This is a genomic window from Trinickia sp. HAY1-2D, from assembly GCF_056754935.1.
Genome location: NZ_JBPGWX010000002.1, coordinates 2,677,769 through 2,703,330 on the forward strand (window position 1 = coordinate 2,677,769; position 25,562 = coordinate 2,703,330).

14 protein-coding genes are annotated in these 25,562 nt (G+C 63.8%); 6 read left to right on the forward strand and 8 right to left on the reverse strand.

The genetic code is table 11. From position 1 onward, the window contains the following. Positions 1–2: 2 nt before the first annotated feature. Together ACR9ZC_RS19655 and ACR9ZC_RS19660 are read right to left on the reverse strand one after the other, a co-directional pair. Positions 3–10,292 carry a hemagglutinin repeat-containing protein gene (locus ACR9ZC_RS19655; RefSeq protein ID WP_481581579.1) on the reverse strand — a complete coding sequence of 3,430 codons (10,290 nt, stop codon included), beginning with the start codon at positions 10,290–10,292 and terminating at the stop codon, positions 3–5. After that, positions 10,289–12,091, reverse strand: a complete 1,803-nt coding sequence (locus ACR9ZC_RS19660) for a ShlB/FhaC/HecB family hemolysin secretion/activation protein (protein WP_481581580.1) — start codon at positions 12,089–12,091, stop codon at positions 10,289–10,291. Before ACR9ZC_RS19660 ends, ACR9ZC_RS19655 begins: the two co-directional genes overlap by 4 nt. Before the next feature lie 628 nt (positions 12,092–12,719). Here ACR9ZC_RS19660 and ACR9ZC_RS19665 point away from each other — a divergent pair. The 3 genes from ACR9ZC_RS19665 (at position 12,720) to ACR9ZC_RS19675 (ending at position 16,031) form a co-directional block, all read left to right on the forward strand. Beyond that, the gene (locus ACR9ZC_RS19665) at positions 12,720–12,944 is read left to right on the forward strand and encodes a hypothetical protein (RefSeq protein WP_481581581.1); all 225 of its coding nucleotides are present in this window, start codon (positions 12,720–12,722) and stop codon (positions 12,942–12,944) included. Positions 12,945–13,252: 308 nt separating this feature from the next. Next, complete coding sequence (locus tag ACR9ZC_RS19670) at positions 13,253–14,587, forward strand: glutamine synthetase family protein (protein WP_331565919.1); 1,335 nt, start codon at positions 13,253–13,255, stop codon at positions 14,585–14,587. A gap of 16 nt (positions 14,588–14,603) precedes the next feature. Next, positions 14,604–16,031, forward strand: coding sequence for an aspartate aminotransferase family protein (locus ACR9ZC_RS19675; protein WP_481581582.1), 1,428 nt, complete (start codon positions 14,604–14,606; stop codon positions 16,029–16,031). Between the two features lie 41 nt (positions 16,032–16,072). Here ACR9ZC_RS19675 and ACR9ZC_RS19680 read toward each other — a convergent pair whose 3' ends face one another. The 6 genes from ACR9ZC_RS19680 to ACR9ZC_RS19705 form a co-directional block, all read right to left on the reverse strand. Beyond that, entirely contained in the window at positions 16,073–17,041 is a 969-nt protein-coding gene (locus tag ACR9ZC_RS19680; RefSeq protein WP_481581583.1) for a phosphoribosyltransferase, read from the reverse strand. A gap of 91 nt (positions 17,042–17,132) precedes the next feature. Then, positions 17,133–18,092, reverse strand: a complete 960-nt coding sequence (locus ACR9ZC_RS19685; RefSeq protein WP_331565925.1) for a LysR family transcriptional regulator — start codon at positions 18,090–18,092, stop codon at positions 17,133–17,135. Between the two features lie 78 nt (positions 18,093–18,170). Next, a complete protein-coding gene (locus ACR9ZC_RS19690; protein ID WP_481581584.1) occupies positions 18,171–18,923 on the reverse strand; it encodes a hypothetical protein in 753 nt (250 codons plus the stop codon). A gap of 8 nt (positions 18,924–18,931) precedes the next feature. After that, positions 18,932–19,843 (reverse strand): substrate-binding domain-containing protein, encoded by a 912-nt coding sequence (locus tag ACR9ZC_RS19695; RefSeq protein WP_481581585.1) that lies wholly within the window; start codon positions 19,841–19,843, stop codon positions 18,932–18,934. A gap of 31 nt (positions 19,844–19,874) precedes the next feature. Beyond that, positions 19,875–20,297, reverse strand: a complete 423-nt coding sequence (locus ACR9ZC_RS19700) for a c-type cytochrome (RefSeq protein ID WP_331565931.1) — start codon at positions 20,295–20,297, stop codon at positions 19,875–19,877. A gap of 188 nt (positions 20,298–20,485) precedes the next feature. After that, positions 20,486–22,342, reverse strand: coding sequence for a methanol/ethanol family PQQ-dependent dehydrogenase (locus ACR9ZC_RS19705; protein WP_481581586.1), 1,857 nt, complete (start codon positions 22,340–22,342; stop codon positions 20,486–20,488). 531 nt (positions 22,343–22,873) lie between these two features. Here ACR9ZC_RS19705 and ACR9ZC_RS19710 point away from each other — a divergent pair. From ACR9ZC_RS19710 to ACR9ZC_RS19720, 3 genes are all read left to right on the forward strand, one after another. Next, positions 22,874–23,272, forward strand: coding sequence for a 4a-hydroxytetrahydrobiopterin dehydratase (locus tag ACR9ZC_RS19710; RefSeq protein WP_481581587.1), 399 nt, complete (start codon positions 22,874–22,876; stop codon positions 23,270–23,272). 235 nt (positions 23,273–23,507) lie between these two features. Further along, the gene (locus ACR9ZC_RS19715) at positions 23,508–24,536 is read left to right on the forward strand and encodes a beta-ribofuranosylaminobenzene 5'-phosphate synthase family protein (protein WP_481581588.1); all 1,029 of its coding nucleotides are present in this window, start codon (positions 23,508–23,510) and stop codon (positions 24,534–24,536) included. Between the two features lie 66 nt (positions 24,537–24,602). Then, positions 24,603–25,529 (forward strand): NAD(P)-dependent methylenetetrahydromethanopterin dehydrogenase, encoded by a 927-nt coding sequence (locus tag ACR9ZC_RS19720; protein WP_481581589.1) that lies wholly within the window; start codon positions 24,603–24,605, stop codon positions 25,527–25,529. Positions 25,530–25,562 lie beyond the last annotated feature (33 nt).

A 25,562-nucleotide genomic window follows, 5' to 3' on the forward strand; every position in this document is an offset into this window, starting at 1 on the left:
CCTCACCTCCCGAATTGTTTCATGACTCCGCTGGGTACTTTGGATTCCGGAATGGTGCCACTAAAGTGCACGGTCCCGGCGTTATCGGAGAAATACTGGTAATAGCCTCCTTGACCTCGCGCGTACCACGTGCCCATACCTCCCCTTACCGCACCGTTTTCATACGCGCTTTGAGCGTCTGTCGGTTCCGGCGTTTTTCTCGGATTGTATAGCGGGCTAGTCGTGTCATGCGCTGGATTCGTTTCATACGGTGGCTTTACGCGAGCATCTACGTTATCTGGACTGTAGGGGCTATCGGGAAGCGCGGGACTCGGCGTTGCTTTACTATCTTGATCGCCGCTTGCTAGCGTCGCATTCCCCGGCCCATACCCCGCCACATTGACCGGGACCGACCTTCCCGCCTGAGCCGCTCCGGACTCCGTCACCGCCACAGTACCGGGGTTCAGGCTCTGCGGACCGCCTCCTTCGCCAAACAGGATCCCGTTCAGCCCGTTTCGGATCCCCTGCAGCATCAGGTCCGTCCTCGACTGCGAGAGCGGGCTGGTGCTGCGGCTTTCACCTGTCAATATGTCAGTATCACTTGCTGATCCGCTCGCCCCCGGCGCTTTAAAGATGCCGCCAAGCGCGTAGTTTAGCGAATCGACCGGATGCGCTGCCGTCTGCACCACGGCATTCGCCAATCGCGTAGCCAAATCCGCCGCCCTCTCGCTCGCCGATTGCTCGCCGGTATCATTGCCCTGGTTATACAAGCTTACGTTCGACGCCATAGCGGCGCCCGCGCTTCCCCCAATTAGCGCACCACCCAATCCCGCCAGAATGTTTCCGCTGATGTTGCCGAGCAACGACGAGCCGGTTCCATCGGCGACCGCAGTGGAAACGTCCTTCGTGCGGCCCGCCAGCAGTGAGGACGCCCCAGCCCCCACGCCTCCGCCAAGCGCGCTCAATGCGCTTCCTCCGCCCAAGCCGCCGATCACTGCCCCACCCGCTGTCTGAAGCGCAGCGCGACTATCACCGCCTTCCTTCCAGTTTTGATAGTCCGCCAGCGCCGCTCGCGCACCATCGAGATCGCCGCTCTTCAGCGCTTTCTCCGCCGCGTCGAGCGCCGAGTCACGCTTCCTGTCCGCATACTCGCCAATACCCTGCGCGACGGCCTGCCCCGCCGCCTGCGCGGCCTGCATCGTATCCGCCTGCTGTGACAGGATGTTCTGGACATCCGGCGTCTTCGACACCGTGCCGTTCGTGTTGTTCGTGTCGCGACTGAGGCTCGCGGCATCCTGCTTCTGATTCGCCCCATCTGTGACGTTGATCGTGCCCGCGCTCACCGCACTGCGCGTCGTCGCGCTTTCATCGCCATTTGCGTTCTGGAACATCATCGGCGTTACACCGCCGGATCCGCTCACGGATGCAGGACCCACCGCCTGCTGGCGCGGGCCCGCCGATCCTCCAGCACTGAACCCACCGCTCGATGCGCTGTAGTGCGAATGGTCCTGAATGTCGCTGTACGTCAGCGTCGCCGTGGCCAAACTGTTTTTCGACGCATCCGCTGTACTTCCGATGACTGCGCCCTTCAAGTCGGTGTTGCCCTTCACCGTGATGTCGAAGCCACCCGAACCCGCTTGAATCCCCGCCTGCTCATTCACGCCGGCATAATTCCCATCCGCGTGGCCCTTTTGGGCATTGAAGCTCGCGCTCCCACCGCCCACCATGCTAACGCTAAGCCCGCCGCCCGCACTCGACTGATGCGCCGCACTCACCGTCGTATCCTGCACGCTTGCGATGTTCAGATTGCCGCCGATATTGGCAACCACCTGATTGGCATTCACCTTCGCGCCAACGATATTCGTATCGCCCCCGCTGAGGATCGTCGTCGAATTACTCGCGTTGATATGCGTGTTGTTCTGCATGGCGGCATCCGAGTTACCGTCGCCATGGGCGTTCTGCATCGACGCTGAAATCCCCCACCCATTCGTGCCAAACGACACCCCCACGCTCGCACTCGATGACGAATTCGAACTTCGCGTCGAATCGGTATTCGTTGTGTTGAGCAAGTTCACCTGATTCTTGGCGATCAACGCAACGTCGCTCGCGTTCACGTCCGAGCCCGCGATGGTCACGTTGCCACTGCCCGGCGTGCCGTTGCCCGTTGCAATGAACGTTGCCGTCCCACCTGCCTGGACCGACGATCCTCGCTGCGTCGTCTGATCCTCGGACGACTGGCTCGAACTATGGCTCGAGCCAACGCTGACTTGAATGCCGATACTCGGTGCGTTTGTCCCGTTGGCGCCGTTCGCCAGCGCTGCTGCGCCCATGATGCCTGAAGCGACATCGCCCGCCGCCGCGATCGAGTGAAGCGCCGCCGCCCGATCGTTTCCGCTGCCGACAGAATTACGCGCCGCCTGCGTCTCGCTGATCGCACTATTGATCGCGCTCCCGACCGTGCCCGACAAACCGAGCGTCACACCGCTCTTGCTCGTCTGCTGCGTTTGCGCCTGGTGTGATGTATCCGTTGCCGCATCGATGATGACGTTCGCGGCCGTCCCCGTCAGGTTCTGTGCCGCAATCAAATCGCTACCCGTTATATGCAGGTTATTGCCCGCCTGCACAGTCAGATTGCCGTTGAGCGAGCCGATCGTGCTGGCGTTGTTCGTCACGCTCGATTCCTGCTCCGTCTGAGCGAGCTTGCTGCTGCCCACCGACACGGCGATGCCACCGCCGGCCATCAAGCCGGAATGATGCTCCTCGTAGCTGCTCGACGAGCTCATCGTGTCCTGCGACGTCGTGATATTTACGTCGTGCGCTGCGCCGAGCGACACGTCGTTCGTCCCGACAATCGTGCTCCCTTTGACATTGATATCTTTGCCGCTGGCGATCGATACCCCGTCCGCAGAAATCGTGCTTCCTTCGGATAACGTCGTCGTTGTATTCAGTGCGCTGGCTAGGCTGGTACTGCTCGCCACCCCGCTATGGCTATGCGTCTCATGCGAGTTCAACTCATGCGTTTCGGTAACCGCGCCAATCTCGACGTTACCCGCGGCCGCGAGCGTCGCATTGCCCTTGTCGAGACTCACCGTGCTGCCGTTGACCGCGATATCCTTGCCGGCCACAATCGCCAGGCTGTCTCCACTCTGCAGCGTCGTTCCCGTCAGCTTGTCGTCCAGCGTATGCAGCGTCTCCGCATAGCTCCCGTGATGATCGCTGCCGGAGCTATTGCTATCGACCGTCGATGTCGCCTTCGCCGCCTGCAGTGTCACATTGCCGCCGGCCGCAATCGTGCCGCCCCCGCCCAGATTGATATTCGCACCGGTCGCAGTAAGATCACCTCCCACGGCAATCGCGGACACCCCGCCTACCTTCACACTGCTGCCCGTATCGCCGACGACGTGCGTATCCGACACGCCATTCGCGCGCGCCACGACCTTCGTCTCGCCGGTCTCCTGCACGCCCAACGTCCAGTTGCCGCCGATGTTCATCCCGAGCGCGCCACCCACGCTCAGATTGCCCGCGTTCTGCACGAAGTTCCCGCCGGTCACGATCGCCGCGTTGCCTACGACATCGATGCTCGCCGTCGGACCGAGCGTCGACGAAATGCGCGTCGCACCCGATGCGCTGACCTGATCAAGCGTCTTCACCGCCGTATCCAGCACGAGGTTCCCGCCCGCTTGCAGAGCCAAACTGCCTGCTTTCACCGTGGCTGAGGTCAGGTTCACATCGCCCGCCGTGACGAGCGACATCTGTCCGCCGGCCTGCAATGTACCGAACGAACTGTCGATGCTCTGCCCGCTGATCGAGAAGTCATTGGCCGCCTTGATCGTGCCGCTGTTCGTCACCGACTTAGCGTTTTGCAGATCGATGTTCGTCGCCGCGATGACCGGGCCATTGCCCATGTTCTCCTGGCTCGCCTTCGCCAGATACACCACCGGCACGAGCACCCGCTCCCCATCTACGGTCTGGCTTTGCATGATGACGACATTGCTCGTCAACTGCGACACCTGTTGCGGCGACAACCCGGTGCCCGGCGCCAGATCGAGCGACCGGGCCAGCTCGGCGCCCGACGTCATCAACGACTTGAACTCATCCTGCGTGCTCGCATAGTTGGTCAGGACCGCCTTGCCCGTCATCGACATGATCTGGTCCTGCACGAGCTTTTGCTCGTAGAACCCGTCGCCCAGCCGTAGTTGCAATCGGCCGGGATCCATGCCCATCTGCTGGAAGTAATAGTCACTCGACAGCCACTGCTGCTGATTCGTGAACGCTGGGTTCGTTTCGATCAGGTACGTCGCGTTCGGTGCCGTGTCGCGTTTGAACAGCCCGCCTTGAGGCACGGAGATGTTATTGAGCACCGTGACCGCGGTGGCACTCGCGATGACCGGGTCGTTGAAGTTCGCGAGGCCGCTGTTCGCAACCTGCCCGCCATGAACCGCCACCGTCGACGCTGGCAAGCCGCCGGTCGAAACAATCGCGCCGTTCACCCTGCTTGCGCCGACCGCCCTGCCCGAGGAGCCGGCACTGATCGTCCCGCCGACGGACCCGGCCGCCACGCCCGACACCGACTGCCCCGGCAACAGTCCGAGCGGTGTCACGCCCGCATTACCGGCCGTATTGTTGAGCGTCACGCCCGTGCCGCTCAGCGTGCCGCCCGCCGTAAAGCTCGATTCGTAGCCCGGCAGCGCATAGGTGCGAACGTCGGCTGGCGCGGCCTGCGTATAGCCGCCGGGTTGGGAGCCGACAAACGGCGCATCGCCGAACGGCAATTGCCAGTTGTGCTCGGAGTTGTCGTAGTTGTTGTAGTGATACTCGCCCGAGTAGGTAACCTGCACTTGCGGTGCGCTCTGGCCTCGCCAACTGTCCTGATCGAGGGCGGCAGGCATCGCGATGTTGCCCGCGGCGGCCACCTGGCTCCAATAGTTCTGGAACGTACCGACCGACGACGCGTTCAGGTTTCCGCCGGCAATGATCTGCGATTGCGGGCTGATGGACGCGACCGTATTGGCAAGTGCAACACCCGTATAGGTCGTGTACTGATACCCGCTATTCCACTGGCCGCCGTGCGGTGGATCGGTATACACGCCACCGATCTGGGACGGGTCGACATCGCTCGGGTTGACCCAACCAACGTTCTGGCCGCTGCAAGCCTCCATATGAACCGCGACGCAGCCGGACAAACTGATGCCAAGGCCCGCAAGCAGATTCGGATCGACCGACGACGTAAAGCCGGTCGTACTCATTGTGCGCCGCGTATTCGTCACCTGGTTCGCGGCGATCAGCATATCGCCGCCCGACTGAATCAGCCCGGACTGATTTCGAACCAACCCTGCATTCGTATAATTGCCGTTCGCATCCTTGCCGCCCGCAAGGACGACCTGCCCGAGTCCGTATATCGCCGTCATGGCCTGCGCATCGAAGGCGGTCGTATCGTCGCGGTTCTCGATGTCGGGCGCGAGCAGTTCGAGTTTCCCGGCGCTGTCTGTCGCGCCGATCAGCGCGCTCGTACCGAGATTCGAGAGGGTTTGCGTGGCATTCAAGGACACGCTGCCGCCCACGATCGTGCCCGTGTTGGTCAGCGTGTTCGAGTGCGTGCTCAGCAAACCGGCGGCCGCGAGGGTGCCGGAATTGACGACGTCGCTTGCATTGATGTTGAGGCCGCCCGCGGCCGCCAACCGACCGCCGTTGCTGAATGTGCCCGGCAGCGTGAACGTCAGGTTATGCCCGGCACCGAAACTGTAATTCGGGGAAGTCGCAAAGCTTCCTTGCAGGTTCAGCGTGAGATCGCCGACAGCGCTGTACGAGCCGCCGCCTGACAGCAGGCTCGTCGTGATCGACAGGTTGCGCGAGGCGTTGATCCAGCCGCTCGTGCCGGTCAGGCTGCTCGTCGTAATGCCGACATCGCCGGTCGTGTTCGCAACGTTGCCGATCGCTCCGCCGCTGTTGTTCAAATTGCCGGTAGCGATCTGCAGGTTCGCGCCGCTCAACTGCCCGCCTTGTGTATTGACAACAGACGTGGCATTCAATGTGACATCACCGTTGCCGCTGATCGAACCCATGCCCGTCACATTGCCGGCGTTCGCGTTCGTGATCTGGCTGCCGCCGTTGATCGTCATCGCACCGGTGCCGGCGTTGGTGATCGCCCCGCCCGAGTTGTCGATCGACGATGCGCTCAGGCTCAGCGTGCTGCCGGCTACCGCACCGCCCGCGCCGATGATGCCACCGGCATTGCGCAGCGCACCGCCGCTCGAGGCGCTCAGTGCTGTGCCGGACGATAGCCGGCCGTTCGTGTTGTTCAACCCTGACTGAACCACGGAGGACAGGACACCCTGCGAGGCGAGCACGCCACCGGTATTGTCGAAGCTACCCGCCAGGACCGACGCCCGCCCATTGCTCACGATACGCCCGCCGACGTTCGTGAACGATCCGGCGCCGTTGCTTGGGTCGATCGTCAAGGTACCCGTGCCGGCATGCGTGATCGTGCCGCCGTCGTTGTCGAGCGTCGCCGGTGCGAGCGTCAGATCCGTGCTGTTGGTCTGCAGCACGCCGCCGTTCGAGTTGTCGAAGACACCGCTCACGTTCACACCGATCGCCCCCGAGCCGAGCTGCGTCAGGGTGCCATGCGCGTTCGTGAGGTTGGTCGAGGTCAAGCCGAGCTGGTTCGCGATGATTCGCCCGTTGCTGTTATCGAACTGCGCCGCGGTGAGCGATAACGCATTGCCGCTGACGGTGCCGCCCGCGTTCTTGAACGATGCGGCCGCACTCGTCACGGTTTGCGCACTGAGCGTACCGCCGCTGTTGTCGAGCTTCCCGGCGACGGTCGCGTCCAGGTTCTGTCCAGCCGTGATGCTTCCGCTGTTCGTCAGCGCAGCCGCCTTCACGCTGCCCCCGCCCGTCGCAGCAATGACACCGCTGGCATTGGTCAGTGCGCCGCCGCTCGATACGCTCAGGTCCGCGTTCGATGCCAGTTGACCACGCGTATTGTTCAGCGCGCCGGATACCGATGCAACGAGCCCGGTCTGACCGTCGATCGCCCCGCCGGTGTTATCGAGGCTACCCGACGACAGTGTCGTCAGCCCGTTGCTGACGATCGAACCGGCCACGTTCGTGACGGCGCCGGTGCCCGCGGCAGCATCGATCGTCAGTGTGCCCGTGCCGGCATGGGTGATCGTCCCGCCGTTATTGTTCAAGGCCGCTGGCGCGAGCGTCAGGTCCGTGCTGTTCGTCTGGATGACGCCGCCCAGCGAGTTGTCGAGCGTCCCGCTCACCCCCAGACTGATTGCACCCGTGCCGAGCTGCGTCAACGTTCCATGCTCGTTCGTCAGATTCGCAGCGCTCAGGCTCAACTGGTTCGCAATGATTTGCCCATCGCTGTTATCGAGCTGCGGAATCGTGAAGGACAGCGTATTGCCGCTGACGATGCCGCTCGTGTTCTTGAACGATGCCGCTAAAGCCGTCACCGTCTGTGCACTCAGCGTACCGCCGCTGTTGTCGAGCGTGCCGGCGACCATCGTGTTCAGAGCCTGCCCGGCCGTGACGCTGCCGCTGTTCGTCAGCGTCGCCGCCTGCAGGGTGCCATTGCCGGCAGCGACGATCGTCCCGCTCGCATTGGTCAGCGCACTGCCGCTCGACACGCTCAAATCGGCGTTGGATGCCAGCCGCCCGCGCGTGTTGTTCAGCGCGCCCGCGACCGTCGCAGCGAGTCCCGCCTGAGCGCTGATCGCGCCACCGGTATTGTCGACGCTAGCTGCCGACAGTGTCATCGCACCGTTGCTGACGATCGAACCGCCCGCATTCGTCACGGTACCTGTGCCGCTGTCCGCATCGATCGTCAATGTGCCGGTGCCGGCATGCGTGATCGTGCCGCCGCTATTGTTCAGCGTTGCCGGTGCAAGCGTCAAATCGGTACTGTTGGTCTGGATGACGCCGCCGTTCGCATTGTCAAGCGTGCCGCTGACGCCGACGGACATCACGCCTGAACCGAGCTGCGTCAGCGAGCCGCGCTCGTTCGTCAGATTCGCCGCGCTCAGGCTGAGCTGTTGCGCCGTGATCTGTCCACCGGTGTTATCGAGCTGCGGCACAGTCAACGTCACGGTGTTTGCGCTGATCGCTCCGTTCGCATTCGCGAGCGATGCCGCGTTCGCCGTGAGTGCCGCGGCGCTCATCGCGCCACCACGATTGTCGAGCGCCCCCGTGGTCGTCACGGCAAGCGTGAGCCCCGCCGTGAGGGTCCCGCTGTTCGTCAGCGACGCAGCCTGGATCGTCGCGTTGCCATTGCCGCCGATCACGCCGCCCGTCGCACCTTGCGCGGTCGTGCCGGTAGCGCTCGCAACCCAGCCGCTCGCCGTGAGCGACAGACCGTCGCCATTCTCGGACACGATGCGTCCGGCAGCATTCTGCACATTCGCGCCCGACACGTTGAGCGCGCCGGCCGCTTCGAGCCGGCCAGCGGTATTGTCGATATCGCCGCTCGATGTCAGATCGAGCGTCCGGGCCGAGGTGATCGAGCCCGATCCGTTGGCGAGACTTGCCGCCTCGATGCTTGCCGCACCGTTCGTGGCCACGCTGCCGTGAGTATTGTCGAGCGCCCCGGTCCGCACGTTCAACGCACCCGCGCCGGCCTGGCTGATCTGGCCGCTCGCATTGGTCAGGCTGCCCGCTCGGAGCGTGGCATTCTGCGCATTGGTCGCGACCGTACCCCCCGTATTGTCAAACCCGCCCGCAGCGACGATAACGGTATCGCCGGCGCCGGTCTGAGACAACGTGCCGCCGCGGTTCGACACGCTGCCCGCCGTCACGCCCAACTGCGCTGCGCTCGCGCGTCCCTGATCGTTCGTCAGCGCGCCCGCTGCGCTGACGGTCAGACTGCCGCCCGCCTGCAACGACGCGCCCGCATGGTCGATATTGCCTGTGTCGCCGCCGGCAGCGGTTGCCGTCAACGCCACGCCGCCCCTAGCCAGCGTCTGAGCGCCCGCCATGTTCAGGCTGCTGCCCGCGAGCGTCAGATTGCCGCCCACCATCTGCCGGCCCGTGGCGCTCACGGCGCCCACGCTGCTCACCGCAAGACTGCCGGTGCCGGCGATATTCCCATTCGCGTCGATACCTGCGCCAAGCGCGCCGCTCGCATCGATGCTCGCCCCTGTCACGTTCGTATTGCCGAGCGCCGCTACGGTTCCGCTATTGCTCACCCGCCCCAGAGCGCTCACCGACGCATTCTGCGTCGCATAGACGGAGCCTGTGTTCGAAACCTCGCCTGCACCGGAAATCGCGACACTGCCATTTGCGCTCGTGGTGCCCGAGAGCGTTACCTTCCCCTGGCTGCTCAGCGTGACGTCGCCAGATTGCGACGCAATGGTGCCGGCGCTATTGACGCCGACGCCGGTCTCCGTGCCAACGAGCCGGATTTTTCCCGCGTACATTCCGCCCAGTTGCGCGACGTCGATTGCCACGCCGGGACTGCTGCCGTCCGGGCCGAGCGATCGTGCGCTGAGGTCGCTATAGCGAACGTCGTTGTTGCCGGTCACGAGATTGAGCGACTGCCCGGCCCATACCTTGCCGTTGATCGCCACGCTGCGCGAAATCAGGTCGACCTGATCGACGTTGTTGCCGTTCAGACCGGCCGAGCCGATCTGAATCTGGCCGCCGGTCACGTGAAAGGAATCGAGGCTGCCGGTTCCGCCGAATACGGGCGTGCCGGTGGTCAGAATGCCCCGGCTCGTATTGATGAAGCCACAACCGTTGCAATAGATGCCCGACGGATTTGCAATCACGACCTCGGCCCGTGTACCGGCCACCTCGGTATATCCCAGCAGTTGGCTCGGGCTGCCGCCCACCACCTGGTTCAAGATGACGCGCGCACCGCTCGACGCGAGATTCGGATTGCCCCCCACGAGGCCCGCCTGCTGGGTCTGAACCGTGCCCGTGGAGTTGTTCAGGACCAGGCCTTGCGAACCGACGTTGTACTGCGTGTACACGTTGTTCGATACGCCCGCGGCATTGGGCGTCGCGATCTGCACGAGCGGTACGCCGTTGGCCGAGACGCCCACGAGAGGCTTGCTGCCGGACGACGTGGGCGCCGCCACGACCTGCGCTTCGACGAGCAACGGCTGCATGCCGAGTACACACAGTGCCGCGAAGGCGACGTGACGCATCGACAGCATGTCGACGAATTCCCATCCTGCGCCCGAAGCTGCTTTTCGCCGGGAGATCGTTGCCGAACGCCCGCGACCGTTGGCCGTTGCCGTTTCCTGCACGGCCGCCCACACGCCCCGAGCCACATTGAAGATGACGCGATAAATGTTCTTGTTCATAACAGGAAACTCACGCTGAACCCCGCCACCGGCCAGCGGTTCGGGAAACGGGCGGGCTGGTACAGCGGACCGCCGATGAAGACGTCGTAACTGACATGCTTGAATGCACCGCCCCGCAAGCCGATCACGGCCCCTGCCAGGCGGCGGCCGAGCAGGTTGCCCGCTTGAGGACCGAACACCTCCCCGCCGTCGATGCCGACATAGATAGCCTGACCGAAACGCGGCAGCGCAAGCTCGAGATCGTTGCGCATGAACACACCCTTCTCGGCGGCCAGCATCGTATTGCCGTCGAAGCCGCGCACGGTGTAGCGGCTGCCGATCGAGAAGTCCTCGGTGGGATAGAGCACGTTGGGCGAGTTTTGCGCGCGCACCGTTGCCGTGTAGCGCAGCGGAAAGCCGGCGAACGCGAACGGCAGGCTAAGGGTCGCGTCGAGCGTTTCCATGCGGTAGTAATACGTCGGCGTACCCGCTGCCACCCCCGGCAGATCCGGCTGCGCACCGAACCACGGCACACCCTGGCGATACGCGATCGTGCTGTCGAATTGCGCCGCGCCGAAGTAGTGCTTATGCTCCCAGCCGATCTCCGCGTAACTGTTGTCGCGATGCTGCACGTCGATTTCCGTGCCGTCGATGAACGCTTCGCTGAAGCGTTTGCCGACGCGGAACTCGAGCATGTTTTTTTGCACCTGATTGCGATAGAACTGGTACTCGGCCTTGACATCGAAGGTCTTCGACTTGCCGCTCGACACGAGCGTCGCGAACGCCCCCGCGATCTGCTGGTGGTAGTCGTATTGGCTCGCCATGGCCGTGAACGTCCAATTGCCCCACGGAATCGAGTAATAGGCGTTGCTGCCATGCGTGCCATATCGGCTCGCATGGCCGTTGACGTCGTGGTTGTAGCCGAGGTTGAGAACGTCGGACAGGCCGAGCGGATTGTCGATGGTCAGACTCGCACTGCCTTGCAACCGGCCCGTCGACTCGAGCCCGCTGTCGTCGGCGCTCACGGAGAGCGACCACGGCTTCACTCGCTTCACCGCGATGACGACATCGCTTTCGCCGGTCGACGGCCCCGGCACGATCTGCATGTCGACGTCCTGATTCGGCACGCGCTTCATCTGCTCGAGACCCTGCTCGAGATCGCGCAGATTCAGCAAATCGCCTGCCTTCGTCGGAAACGCGTTGCGCCAAGTGCCGTACGTCGACGGGTCGGCAAAGCGAATCGCGCTGATTACGCCGGGAATTAGTTGGAGCTTCAGCTTGCCGGTCGACAAATCCTGCGGTGCGATCACGACGCGCGTCGTCGAGTAGCCTTTGTCGATGATGCGTGCCATCACGCGATGCACGATCAGATTGAGCCCCTCGCGGCCGACACATTGGCCTCGATAGCGCTGCAGGTAGTCGTTGGCGAACCTCAGGCGCCCTGGAAACAACGGGTCCGGCGACAGTGCCCGTGCGCCGGCAGCCTCGACGGCACCGCTCAACCCGGCGGGCACCTCCAGCGTCAGTTCATCGAGTACGAAGCATGGCGACTCGACCGGCACCTTGCCGTCATCCTCGATGCGCCGCGACGCAGGTTGCAGCTCCACGTTGGGCGCATGTGCGCTGCGCTCGCGCTCGATGGCCTGTTCCTGCGCGCGCCGGCGCTGTTCCTGCTCACCGAGCGTACTGGCCGCTTGCGATTGAGCCTGCGGCTGCGATTGAGCACGCGCATCGGGCGCCTGAAAGAAAAAGGCCGCGCACAACGCCCCCCAACCCAGTGCGCCGGCGAGCTTCGCTCGCTCGTGCAACGGCGAGGGCAAGCTGCATCCGACGCGCGCGACGCGCGCACGCTTCCGTGACCGGACCAGCCGGCCTTGGTTCTCGTTTCTCATCGATGAAAACTACCGTCGCGGGAGCACTAACGAGGCCGAAGCCAGCAAGCGCATTGCGGACGGTCGCGATTGCCGCGCACCCAATGGAAGGAAGCGGCGAGCATCGCCGGCTACCGTCGCGCACGGCGACAGCCCGACGATGGATCGCGCGTCATGGTTGGCCTCGCCCGCGGCATGGACCCGTTCGATCTCTGCCACTGGCACCCCTCGGAGCTTGTGGTGTACAAGCTGGTCTATCTTATTATTCATTAGTTATACATATTACAATTTGTAACATCTCGCCAATATATCAAAACGCGACACACTTCATCTCGAAAATGTCAGACGTTTGTCGTGTCGACGCCACAGCGAGTCGTGCCCCTTATTCGGCTGGCCGGCTCAGGCTACGCGCGTGCGAAAGCACCGCGACTCGTATATGCTTCACACACAGGCCGTATGCCGTATTGCCGCTGCTGCGCCGGTTCGGCGAGGCCCGTTGCCCCGTTTCGTCGGGTGTTTCGATCCTCGGCGAAACGAAGGCATCATCCTCTTCACTGTTGCCAAGTCGGGTGTCATCGTGAGAGTCCGAGGCCCTTTGGTCAGGTGGGAACGTCGTCAGCCCGCGAGGTGTCTTCGCGCTGATCGCGCCCCTGCCGACGGCCGCTGCGGCAAGCTTGCGTTTCGCCGCTTCCTGTCCGTCTTCACGGTCTTGTCCAGCCGTTCCGTTCGACGTCACAACGCTACCGCTTCACGCGCATCCATCGCCGTGCACACCGACGAAGTCGCTTCGCTGCTGCCGTAGCGTCCCTCACCTTCCGTTCATCCATGTCATCTGCCGGCGTGCTTTTCGCGCGCACGGCATGGCGTCGCTCGCCCCGCGCACGATCGCGTCATATGCGAACCGCGTCGGGCCCACGCGCGCCCGCGACGCGGCGAGAAACACCTGGCTTTTGATGACGCGCGGCGCCGCGCGCTGACGACAGTCCGCTTTTTATCGATTGCTGCGTCAACAGCGTACCGGGCTGCTATGGTCGCCGTTCATCGCGATACCGGGCGAGCCGCGCTTTTTCGGCGGGCGGGGATTGCCCGCAACACAACGAGAGAACGATCATGCATGACATCGACGAATTCCTGAAAAAGCATCACATCACCGAAATCGAAGCGATCATCCCGGACATGGCGGGCGTCGCGCGCGGCAAGATCATCCCGCGCAGCAAGTTCGAGTCCGGCGAAGCGATGCGGCTGCCGCAGGCCGTCATGATCCAGACGGTGACGGGCGACTATCCCGCCGGCAGCGCCCTCACCGGCGTCACGGACCCGGACATGGTCTGCGTCCCCGACCCGTCGACGATCCGCATCATCCCCTGGGCCGTCGATCCAACGGCCCAGGTCATTCACGACTGCGTTCACTTCGACGGCACGCCCGTCGAGATCTCGCCGCGGCGCGTGCTGCGCCGCGTGCTCGAGCGCTATGCGGCAAAAGGCTGGAAGCCCGTCGTCGCACCGGAGCTCGAGTTCTATCTCGTCGACATGAACAAGGACCCGGACTTGCCGCTTCGCCCGCCCATCGGCCGCACGGGCCGCGCGGAGACGGGCCGGCAAGCCTACTCGATCGACGCCGTCAACGAGTTCGATCCGCTGTTCGAGGACATCTACGAATATTGCGATGTCCAGGAGCTCGAGATCGATACGCTGATTCATGAAGTCGGCGCGGCGCAGATGGAAATCAATTTTTTGCATGGCGATCCGCTGAATCTCGCGGATCGCGTCTTTCTGTTCAAGCGAACGGTGCGCGAGACGGCCTTGCGACACCAGATGTATGCGACGTTCATGGCCAAACCGATGGAAGGCGAGCCGGGCTCGGCCATGCATGTGCACCAAAGCATCATCGACGAAGCGAGCGGGGACAATCTGTTCACGACCCGCGAAGGCGAGCCGGCCCCGTTCTTCTACAGCTATCTGGCCGGTCTGCAGAAATACACGCCGGCGCTGATGCCGATCTTCGCGCCGTATATCAATTCGTACCGGCGTCTGTCGCGCTTCATGGCCGCGCCCATCAATGTGCATTGGGGCTATGACAACCGAACGGTCGGCTTTCGCATCCCGCACTCCCGACCCGCGGCGCGCCGCATCGAAAACCGCATCCCGGGCGTCGATTGCAACCCCTATCTCGCCATCGCGGCGACATTGGCCGCGGGCTATCTCGGCATGACGCAAAACCTTACGCCGACCGAGCCGCTCTCGAGCGACGGCTATCGGATGCCTTATCAACTCCCGCGCAATCTCGAAGACGGGCTCACGCTGATGGGTGCCTGCGAGCCGCTCGCGGAAATCCTCGGGGAGCCGTTCGTGAAAGCCTATCTCGCACTGAAGGAAACCGAATACGACGCGTTTTTCAGGGTCATCAGTTCCTGGGAGCGCAAACATCTGCTGCTGCATGTCTGAGCGCAACGGAGGCGCTATGAATGACGAATTACAACGATCCGCGGACATCGACCTGCAAGCGAAACAGGCTCACCCGCCGGCACGCAGCACCGCCGAATACCGCGAGCTCGATGCCGCGCATCACCTTCATCCGTTCTCGGACATGGGCACGCTCAACCGCCTGGGCAGCCGAGTCATCGTGAAGGCGCAGGGCGTTTATCTCTGGGATTCGGACGGCAACCGCATCATCGACGGCATGGCGGGCCTCTGGTGTGTGAACGTCGGCTACGGGCGGCGCGAATTGGCCGAGGCCGCGTATCGGCAGATGCGGGAGCTGCCGTACTACAACACCTTCTTCAAGACGACGCATCCCCCCGTCATCGAACTTTCGGCCCTGCTCGCCGAATTGACGCCGCCGCCCTTCACGCACTTCTTCTATTGCAATAGCGGTTCGGAAGGCAACGATACGGTCCTGCGCACGGTCTACCGCTATTGGGCGACCCTAGGCCGTCCGAGCAAGAAATACGTCATCTCGCGCAGAAACAGCTATCACGGCTCGACGGTTGCCGGCGCGACGCTCGGCGGGATGGATTACATGCACGAGCAGATGCCGTCGAAAGTCGAGCACATCGTCCATATCGATCAGCCCTACTACTTCGGCGAGGCGCAAGCCGACACCCCACCCGAGGCGTTCGGCCTCGCGCGTGCGCGGCAGCTCGAAGCGAAGATCCTCGAGCTTGGTGCGGAAAACGTCGCGGCCTTCATCGGCGAACCGTTCCAAGGCGCGGGCGGCGTCATTTTTCCACCGTCGAGCTACTGGCCCGAGATCCAGCGGATCTGCCGAAAATACGACGTGCTGCTCGTGGCCGACGAGGTCATCGGCGGGTTCGGCCGCACCGGCGAGTGGTTCGCGCATCAGCACTTCGGCTTCGAGCCCGATCTGATGACACTCGCCAAAGGGCTCACGAGCGGTTATGTCCCTATGGGCGCGGTGGCGTTGACCGAGCGCATCGCCGAACCGATCATCGAGAACGGCGAGTTCAATCACGGGCTCACCTATTCCGGCCATCCCGTTGCTGCCGCTGTGGCGCTAGCCAACCTCGAGCTTTTACGCGACGAACAAATCGTCACGCGCGTGAAAACCGATACGGGGCCCTATTTCCAGGCGTGCCTACGCGAAGCGTTCGCCGGCCATCCGATCGTCGGTGAGATTGCCGGCGCCGGCCTCGTCGCAGGATTGCAGCTGGCCGAGGATCCAGCCGCTCGCCGGCGCTTCGTGCAGGGCGGCGAAACGGGCGCGCTGTGCCGGGATCTGAGCTTCGGCAGCAATCTCATCATGCGGGCTTCGGGCGACCGCATGCTGCTCTCGCCTCCGCTCGTCATCTCGCGCAGTGAGATCGACGAGCTCGTCTCGAAGGCCCGGCACGCAATCCACGCCACGGCGCGGGAGCTCGGCCTCGCCTGAGCGCACTACGGGGCGGCACGAGCCACCCGGGGCGAAGCCGCTCAGGGCGTCAGGGCGTCTGCGCCCCGCCACGCTTGCGTGGCGATGAGCTTCGCCGCGCGCCGCGCCGCGTCCCACCAGATCACGCGAAGAAGCGGCGCATGCTGCGCGATGAATATCGCCTGCACCGGGTCGCTTTCGATGAAGTGCGTGCAGGCCAATTCGAGCGCCGCTTCGGCCTTGTACGCGGCAACCTGTTCGGGATGTTCGCCATGTCTCGACGGGTCGCGCATGACGAGACGCAGATGGGCGTAACCGTGGCGGGCGAGCCAATCCGCCGTGCGCGTCCGGTCGATTTCAGGCCGGCCCGTCACGATGGCCTGCGTCCGCGAGAAATCGATCTGCGGCAAATGCGCGAATGGCAATAGTGCATCGCGTTCTTCGAGTGCCGCCAACAGATCGGCATCGTATCGATGCGGCGGGACGTCGGGAAGCAGCACGCCATCGAGATCGATCGCATAGACGGCAAATTCATGGTCCTCGCCGATCGGCCCCAGGGTGCCCGCCTGTGTGTGCTGCCAGCGTGCACGGTAACGATCCGTATACGCATGCCGCTCCCAGGGCAGCAGCGCAAAATAGCCGCGACAGTCCATGCCGTAATCGGGCCGCATACGGCTCAGATCGTCGAAGACGACGGTCAGCGTCTTGACGACGAGCCCCTGCTCGCGCAGGAAGCTCACGCAATCGGCCAGCGTGTGTCCTGCGCCGGCGATGTCCTCGCAGACCAGTACCTTGCTGCCGCGCGCCGGCAGCGGCACCGACGAATCCCATACCGCGGTCCGCGTGGCTCGTTCGTACCGCAAAAAGGCTGGGACGGCGCCCGTGGCATGAGAAACGAGCGTGGCAGGCCAAGCGCCGCCGCGCAAAATCCCGACGGCATGCGTGAAGCCCTCGCGGGCAAGTTCGGGTTGCAGCGAGGCGATCCAATGATCGATCTGTTCGTACGTGAGCGGCAATACCGGCTTGTCCATGACGAAGCGCGCAGAGGTCCATGACTGAAACAAGCCGACAGTCTAGCGCAGCGGCGTACGCCGTATGCGCCAGACGCGCCGCTCGCTAGCGCTATTTCGCTTCGTGCACCGGTCGCCGCTCGACAAACGCGCCGTATTCGCGTTCGAGATAAGGTGCCGCATGCTCGAGCAGGAAACGTCTGAAGAGCACGCAAGTCGGCGAAAGCTGCTTCGTGCGCATATGCACGATCTGCCACGTTCGCTCGATGGGTGTGCCGTTCACGTCGAGCAAGGCGAGTTCGCCCGAGCGCAGCTCCAGCTGCAACGTATGAAGCGAAATGAGGCTCACGCCCATGCCCGCGATCACGGCCTGTTTGATCGTTTCGTTGCTGCCGAGCGTGATGATCTTGGCCGGCGAAAAAAGGTGCTGCCGAAACATCTCCTCGGCCGCCATGCGCGTGCCGGAACCGGGCTCGCGCAGCAGGAACTTCTCGCCGCGCAGCTCCTGCAAATCGAACCGCCTGGCTGCGACGAGCGGATGATCGACGGGCGCGATCATGACCTGCGGGTGGAATGCGAGTGGCTCGACGGTCGTATCGAGTTCGGCCGGCGGGCGGCCCATCAGCGCGAGATCGATGGCGTTGTCCTGCAGCATCCGCAACAGCGATTCACGGTTGCCGACCGAGAAATGCACATCGACCTTCGGATACTGTCGCGAATAGAGCGCGAGCAGCTTAGGCGCGAAGTAGGTCGCGGAGCTGACGATGCCGACCGCGATCGATCCGCTGTCGGCCAGTTGCAGCGACATCATGGCGTCTTCCGCATCCTTGATCTCGCCGAGGATACGGCTCGCATGATGCGTCAGACGCTCGCCGGCTTCGGTCAGTGTCAGCCGGCGCGCGACGCGCTCGAAAAGCGCAAGCCCGATCGCGTCTTCGAGCTGCCGAATCTGCATCGAGATCGCCGGCTGCGTCAGATGCAGTTCCTCGGCCGCTCGAGCGAAGCTCACGTGACGGCTCGCGACGATGAAGATTTGCAGCTGACGCAGCGTCAGCGAGCGAATGAAGTTCACGTTTGACTGCTTCGTCGAAATGCAACGCTCGCCGCGGCGCGGAGCGAGCTCGCACCGCGAACGCCCGCGCAACCCGCGTCAGCGGCTTGCGCGGGGAGCGTCACCGGGCTTGGCGGGAGCCGGGCTTCGGGGCGGCGTCAGCTTGCTCACCGCGGCCTGGAAGCTGAGCGTTTCTGTTTTCACAGGGTGAGCGAAATCGTCGTTCGGCCCCGGCACCTCGGTGCGGATCAGCGCAATCTGTCCGGGCAGTGCGTCGGCGAGTTCAAACGTATAGCGTTTGCCGGTGTAGCGTGCAAAGCGCTCCGCGTTGGGATCGTGCAAGTAAGGCTGGATGACGATCTGCCGCACCGCGACTGTCTTGCCGCCGATATGCTCCGTCGCCGATACGATCTTCGGTCCCTCGGCCAGCGCAAGACGCACCCGCTTTTGGAAATAACGCCGCTGCCCGCCTGTCAACGCCTCCATCTCGGCGATATCGCGTTCGAGGAAATAGATGACGACAGGATTGCAGGGCAGCCCGCTCGTCGGCAACGGGTGCTCGCCGCCGCGATCGGACACTTTGGCATCGCCCTTCGCATTGCCCTTGCTCGCGACGAGCACGCGCACGACGTCGGGAGGCTCGGCCTTTTCTCCGGCCGCCACCATCGCATAGTCGAGTTCCGTCTGGGCCGGCACCTCGTGCAGATGGTCGATCTCGAAGATCAAATGTTCGGCCGCGGTAATCGCGGCCGACGGCTGGGGCTCCACCGCACTCGCCTCCGCCGCCGCGAAGGCGCCGGCACACGCGAGCGCCATGCCCCCCGCAGAGGCGAGCGCGATGACCGCATGCATACGCGCCCTCATTGCGAGCCGCCCGCGCCGGACGATTGCGTCGCCTCCGCACGCTCGAGCAGCGGCACGTTATAGCTCGACAGAATTCGATCGATCTTGCCTTGATTCGCCGAAATCCACTGATCGACCTTGTCGTGCCAGGCCTTTTCGCCATAGCGGACACCCATCGAAATCTCGTAGTCGAAATGGATGCCCTTTTGCGGCGGAAACGGCACGATTCTCACTTTGTCACCCGATTGCTTGGCGAAGTAGCCGGCAATCGGGCCCCAGACGAATGCAACATCGATGTTGCCCGATGCCAGATCGTGCTCGATCATCTCGCCCGGGTACGCTTGCGGATCGCCGCTTTGAACCTGATAGGACATCGCCTGGTCGATCAAGCCGTGAGCGAGCAGCCAGTCGACTGCCGGCGTTTGCGAGAAGATGCCGAAGCGCAGCTTGTGCAGCTCGTCGGCGGGCAGCTTGAGCAGATCGTCCGGCGTTTTAACCGATGCGAACTCAGGCTTGTTCGGCACCACCATCGCATAAGTCGAGTGCAGATACGGGTGCGTCGTCGACGTCAGCTCGTACCCCTTCGGCACACCGATGATGAGATCGCATTTGAAGCGATCGCTGTCGGCAACTTTCTCGCGCAGCGTATGCCGCACAAAACCCATGCGCTGCGGGAAATAGGTGTACTCGACCTTATAGCCGAAATCGTGCGCCATCTCCGCGGCGATCTTGTTCTCGTAGCCCTCGCCCTTGTCGTTGGATAACGGCATGTTGTGCGGATCGGCGCAGACTCTGAGCACGCCATCCGCGCCGTCGTTGTTGGGCAGCGCGGGGCCGTCCGCACGCACGGCGGCGCTCGCGAGCGCCGCGCAGCACAGCGCGGTGGCCGACAGTACGATATGCACGGACATTGATTTGCTATGACGCATCCGGTGTCTCCGGGAAGTGACGGCGCGAGCGTTACTTGCTGTCGATGGCACTCAGATCGCCGGGGTTGATCTTCCCGTCCGAGCGCCCTTTCAGATAAGCGTACAGGTCCTGCCAATGGTCCTGCATTCTCTTGCTCGCGCTGAAATCGGGCATGCCCTTGGCAAGACGGCCGCCGAAGACGGTCCGCTTGAATTCGTTCTTGTCGATGACCTTGAGTGCGTCGATGAGGGAGGGTCCGACGAGCCCTTGCTGCTGCGGCCCGTGGCAACGCTGACAATCGAGCGCACGCCATGTCTTCCAGCCCTGCAGCGTATTCTCGTCGACCTTGTTGCCGTCCACGACCTTATACGCCACCTGCTGCGCCTGCGCCGGCTGGTTCTGGGCATAGACGACGGGCAATGCGACAACGGCGGCGGCGAGTGTCGTCGACAACAAGATGGTACGGCCTTTCATACAACGTCTCCTTCGATATAGTGATGCCCCGGGACGCTGCGTTGGCGTGCCGTCGTGGCGGGCGAGTGAAAATGTCGATACTGCTCGATGCTTGAAACCGCCGCGCGCCCGTCGCCCGCTCCTAAAAGCCGATCGGTGACGCGCGGCGTATACCGCTACAACCTACTGCTACGACACGGTACTAGGGCTCAGCTCTTTTCGCCGCCGGGCAGGGCGAACACGAACAGCGTGCCGCCGAGCGCCGTGTACTTGGCCAGTTCGCGATAACCGCCCACCGCACCGAGACCCTCGGTCGACTTCTTCAGACCCGCGGCGAGCCCAATGCCGGCCCATCCGCCGATACCCGAGTAGACGCCGACGTACTGCTTGCCGTTGTACTGGTAGGTGAAGACGTTGCCGATGATGCCCGAGGGCGTCTTGAACTTCCAAAGCTCCTTGCCCGTCTTGATGTCCACTGCCTTGAGATAGCCTTCGAGCGTGCCGTAGAACACGATATTGCCGGCCGTGGCCAATGCACCGGACCACACGGAGAACTTCTCGGGCTTGGACCAGACGATCTTGCCCTTGGACGCATCCCATGCAATGAAGTTGCCCATTGCCTTGTCGACCGTCTTGCCGGCGTTCCCGGCGCCCACGCCCGGGTCGTTCGGCCCCGGATACATCGACAGCGTCGCGCCGACATACGGCTGACCGGCCGTGTAATCGACTTCGAACGGCTCATAGTCCATGCACACGTGGTTCGTCGGTACGAGGAAGAGGCTCGTCTTCGGATCGAAGGAAGCCGGCTGTTCGTCCTTCGAGCCAAGCGCCGACGGGCAGATGTTCTTCACGTTGTGATCGGGGCCCGCTGCCTGCGTCGAATAGGCAGCGTTACGAATCGGCAAGCCGCTCTTCATGTCGATACGATCGGCCCAGTTGACGGCCGGGTCGTACTTTTGCGCGACCAGCAATTGGCCCGTCTCGCGGTTCAGCGTATAGGCGAAACCGTTGCGGTCGAAGTGGACGATCGCGGGCGTCTTCTTGCCGTTGATCATGAGGTCCGACAGAATCATTTCATTGACGCCGTCGTAGTCCCACTCGTCGTGCGGAGTCATCTGATAGACCCACTTCGCCATGCCGGTGTTCAGGTCACGCGCAAAGATGGTCATCGACCACTTGTTGTCGCCCGGTCGCTGCGTCGGATTCCAGGTGCCCGGGTTGCCCGAGCCGTAGTAGACGAGGTTCAGCTTCGGATCCCACGCATACCAGCCCCACGTCGTGCCGCCGCCGATCTTCCATTGATCGCCCTTCCAGGTCTTGAGCGAAGAGTCCTTGCCAACGGGCATCATTTTGCCGTCGGTATAGGTCATCGTTTTGTCGGGGTCGAGCAGGATCTCGTTGTCGGGGCCCGTGCTGTACGCCGTCCAGGCCGGCTTGCCCGTCTTGATGTCGTACGCGATGACGCGCCCGCGCACGCCGAACTCGCCGCCCGAGATGCCCGTCAGCACCTTGTCGCCGAAGACATGCGGCGCGTTGGTGTTGGTTTCGCCCTTCTTGGGATCGCCATTCTTCACCGTCCAGACGACATCGCCTGTTTTCGCGTTGAGCGCGACGAGCGTCGTATCGGCCTGCTGGAGGAAGATCTTGCCGTCGCCATAAGCCAGGCCGCGATTCACGGTGTCGCAACACATCACCGATACGACCTGATCTTCCTGCTTCGGCTGATACTGCCAAATAAACGTTTGGTCCTTGAGGCTGATCGCCGTCACGTTGTTCGGAAACGGCGTATGGATATACATCGTGTCGCCGATCACGAGCGGCGAGCCCTCATGGCCGCGCAACACGCCCGTCGACATCGTCCATACCACCTGCAGGTTCTTGACGTTGCCGGCGTTGATTTGATTGAGTGTGCTGTAACGGTGATTGTCGTACCCGCCCGACTGGGAAGCCCAGTTCGCGGAGTTCTTGATTGCCGAGTCAAGCTCCGAATCCGCGTTCGCTGCGAGTGTGGTAAAGCCCGCCGATGCGAGAATCGCGAGCCCAAGAACCGTGGTGCGTAAGTTCATGTCTCCTCCAGAATTGTCTTGCAGTTCAACTCACGAATGACCCACGCTACTCATCGCATCGGGCGCGCCCTCTCGAATGCGGGTAACGATCCAACGCTTGTGTCCCGCTTCGGCGGCGGGCTTCATGGCGTATCGCGCTCCAACGCATAATCCATGCCGATGCGCGTCACAGCACGCACGGCCGACGCCCCCGAGGTCGTCCCGACGCCCATCGCATGGCCCTCGGCCGCAACCGGACACGCGCGCAGATGGGTGCCGAACGTCGCCCGGCACGGATACAGGGGCGCCCGGCCGCAACGGTTCGTGCGGCACGCTGCACGCGGAGCGAGACATACTGTGTCAAAACCGCGATAGCGCAACTGCTGGCGCGGCGCAATGCCGTTCGCCTTTCGGCGGGATGGGGGTTTTCCTTTAGCCGACGGCCGCTTTCGCGCTTTATGCCGCTTGAGTTCCCGGTGTGTTTCCCCAGCGTTTCTGCGCTTTTTGTATAGTCGAGGTCGAACGGACTTTTTCCGCATGGAGACAACGACCATGAGTCAATCCGAACACGTCTATTCCGACGACGAGATCCGCGCACGTCTCGCCGGTCCGCTCGAGCACTGGTATCTCGAAGACGGGTGGCTGCGGCGCAAGTACAAGACCGAGAGCTGGAAAGGCACGCTGATGGTCGTCACGACGATCGGTCACTTGGCCGAGGCCGCATGGCATCACCCGGATCTCACGGTTTCCTATGCGTTCGTCATCGTCAAGCTGAAGACGCACACCGCGAAGGGCATCACCGACAAGGACTTCGCGCTTGCGCGCAAGATCGAGGAGGTCGTGCAATGGCAACCGGGCCGGGAAGGCGGGCCGCTCGAAGGCACACCATCCGACGACCAGCGCTTTCGCTACATCAAATACGACGCACCCAAAGACGCGTCGCAAAGCTGAATGCCCCTGACGCGCGCGCCGCGCAATCCGTGACAGTGTGCGTCTGGGCCGGCACAAACCGCTGAGCGGCCCGCGGATGACGCGCTGTCACGCCGGAAGCGGCAGTGCCGCCGCCCCGCGCGTCAGCGCGCTCGATCGGGCATGGTACGTCTCGTGCTTGGCAACGTCTCGCGCATTGGCGCTGGCTCGAGCCGGCGCTTTCACCGGACCGCCACGCCAACACGAGGACCACGCGATGCCGCTTCATTTTCGCCGCACGTCGGCGCCCAGCACGGTGACCATCGACGCCCCGGCCCGGCTTCATCTCGGCTTTCTCGATCCGAGCGGATCGCTCGGTCGCGTGTTCGGCAGTCTCGGGCTCGTGATCGACGCGGCCGGCACCGAGCTCGAAGCGCGTCTGGCTGAAACGGATTCCATCGCCGGCACGATGACCGACAGCGAACGCGCGCGCATCGCCTGGTGTCTCGAACGCCTGCATGCGGCATACGGCCCGACGCCCGTCGCGTTCAACGTCCTGCGCACACCGCGAGCGCATAGCGGCCTGGGCTCGGGCACCCAGCTCGCGCTGACGATCGGCACGGCCTACGCGCGGCTCACGGGGCTCACGACCACCACCGCCGAGCTCGCCCGCTTGCTCGGCCGGGGCGGGCGCTCGGGCATCGGCATTCTCGGTTTCGATTCGGGCGGCCTGCTGCTCGACGGCGGCGCGCCGCGCGATCGCCGTGGCACGGGCGTGCCGCCTCTCGTCGCGCGCCAACCTTTTCCCGATGCGTGGCGCGTCATGCTCGTCACGGACACCTCGCGCGAAGGCCTCTCTGGCGAAGCGGAACGGCGGGGGCTTGCGGCGCTTGCGCCGTTTCCGCAGCAGCTGGCGGCTCACCTTTGCCACCTCGTGCTGATGCGGATTCTGCCCGGCGCAGCGGATGGCGATTTCGATGCCTTCGCGCACGGCATCACCGAAATGCAGCAGATCATCGGCGAGTACTTCGCGCCGGTGCAAGGCGGCGTATTCGCCAGCCCCGATGTCGAAGCCGCGTTGCGCGCGGCGGCGGCCGGGCGGCCCGCCGGCATCGGCCAGACCTCGTGGGGCCCGACGGGGTTTGCCTTTTTGCCAAGCGCGCTCGAGGCCGACGCGGCGCTCCTCGCGGCGCGCGCCGCGGTTCGCGACAAGCCCCATATCGAATGCGCGGTGTGCGCCGCGCGCAATCGCGGCGCGGTGATCCGCGTTGCGGGTGCGCTTGACGCGCGCGTCGACGCCGCATGAGCCCCGGAGCATTTGGCGCCGCTGCATCCCCTGCCGCCCCAACCACACGACCTGCGAGTTGTTGCCATGTCAGAAGCCACTGAAAGGCCTTACATCCTCCATATGCTCACGGCCACGCCGCAGATGAGCCCGTTCGATGTCAACATGGCGGCCGACGCCGGCTACCAGGTGATCGTGCCGTATTGCGGGGTCGACGCAAGCATGGTCACCAACCTCACGCAGGACGCCATTTTTTCGCGGGGGCCGAAAGGCGTGTCGCGTACGGGCATTTTCATCGGCGGACGCGACGTGATGCTCGCGGCGGATATGCTCGAAATTGCGCGCAAGGCCATGGTGCCGCCGTTCGAGGTTTCGGTGTTCGCCGATCCGAGCGGCTCGTACACGACCGCGGCGGCGCTCGTCGCGCTCGTCGAGCGGCATATGAAGCGCGCGCATGGTATGGAACTCGGCGGCAAGCGCGTGTTGATCCTCGGCGGTACCGGCGCCGTCGGCCGGGTCGCGGCCGCGATGGCGGCCTCGCTGGGCGCGGACGTGACCATCGCCAGTCATGGCTCGCTCGCGCGCGCGAGGCAGGTCAGCGATGAGGTCAACCAACGCTTCGGCATTACGACGACGGCCGTCAGCACCGCCGGCGAAGACGATCTGCGCGCTGCGCTCGCCGATACGGAGATCCTGATGGCCTGCGCGACGGCAGGCATCCAGGTGGCCAGTGCCGCGGACCTCGCGCATGCGAGGCGTCTGCTCGTCGCGGCCGACGTGAACGCCGTGCCGCCCGAAGGGATCGCCGGCGTCAACGTCATGAACGACGGCAAGCCCATTGGGCCGTCCGGCGATGCGGGCCCGGTCGGCATCGGCGCGCTCGCGATCGGCAACGTCAAGTACCAGGTCGAGCACCGGCTGTTCGTTCAGATGCGCACGAGCAGCAAGCCCGTCTATCTGGGCTTTCCGCAAGCCTTCGACGAAGCGCGCGCCGTCGCCGCAGGTCTCGGTTGACCGGCAGGCCATGCCCGCATCGAGGCCGTCCGC

Coding starts and splice junctions, on each gene's coding strand:
- ACR9ZC_RS19655 (WP_481581579.1), bottom strand. CDS start 10,292: ATGAACAAGAACATTTATCGCGTCATCTTCAATGTGGCTCGGGGCGTG.
- ACR9ZC_RS19670 (WP_331565919.1), top strand. CDS start 13,253: ATGCATGACATCGACGAATTCCTGAAAAAGCATCACATCACCGAAATC.
- ACR9ZC_RS19675 (WP_481581582.1), top strand. CDS start 14,604: ATGAATGACGAATTACAACGATCCGCGGACATCGACCTGCAAGCGAAA.
- ACR9ZC_RS19680 (WP_481581583.1), bottom strand. CDS start 17,041: ATGGACAAGCCGGTATTGCCGCTCACGTACGAACAGATCGATCATTGG.
- ACR9ZC_RS19690 (WP_481581584.1), bottom strand. CDS start 18,923: ATGCATGCGGTCATCGCGCTCGCCTCTGCGGGGGGCATGGCGCTCGCG.
- ACR9ZC_RS19695 (WP_481581585.1), bottom strand. CDS start 19,843: ATGCGTCATAGCAAATCAATGTCCGTGCATATCGTACTGTCGGCCACC.
- ACR9ZC_RS19700 (WP_331565931.1), bottom strand. CDS start 20,297: ATGAAAGGCCGTACCATCTTGTTGTCGACGACACTCGCCGCCGCCGTT.
- ACR9ZC_RS19705 (WP_481581586.1), bottom strand. CDS start 22,342: ATGAACTTACGCACCACGGTTCTTGGGCTCGCGATTCTCGCATCGGCG.
- ACR9ZC_RS19710 (WP_481581587.1), top strand. CDS start 22,874: ATGAGTCAATCCGAACACGTCTATTCCGACGACGAGATCCGCGCACGT.
- ACR9ZC_RS19715 (WP_481581588.1), top strand. CDS start 23,508: ATGCCGCTTCATTTTCGCCGCACGTCGGCGCCCAGCACGGTGACCATC.
- ACR9ZC_RS19720 (WP_481581589.1), top strand. CDS start 24,603: ATGTCAGAAGCCACTGAAAGGCCTTACATCCTCCATATGCTCACGGCC.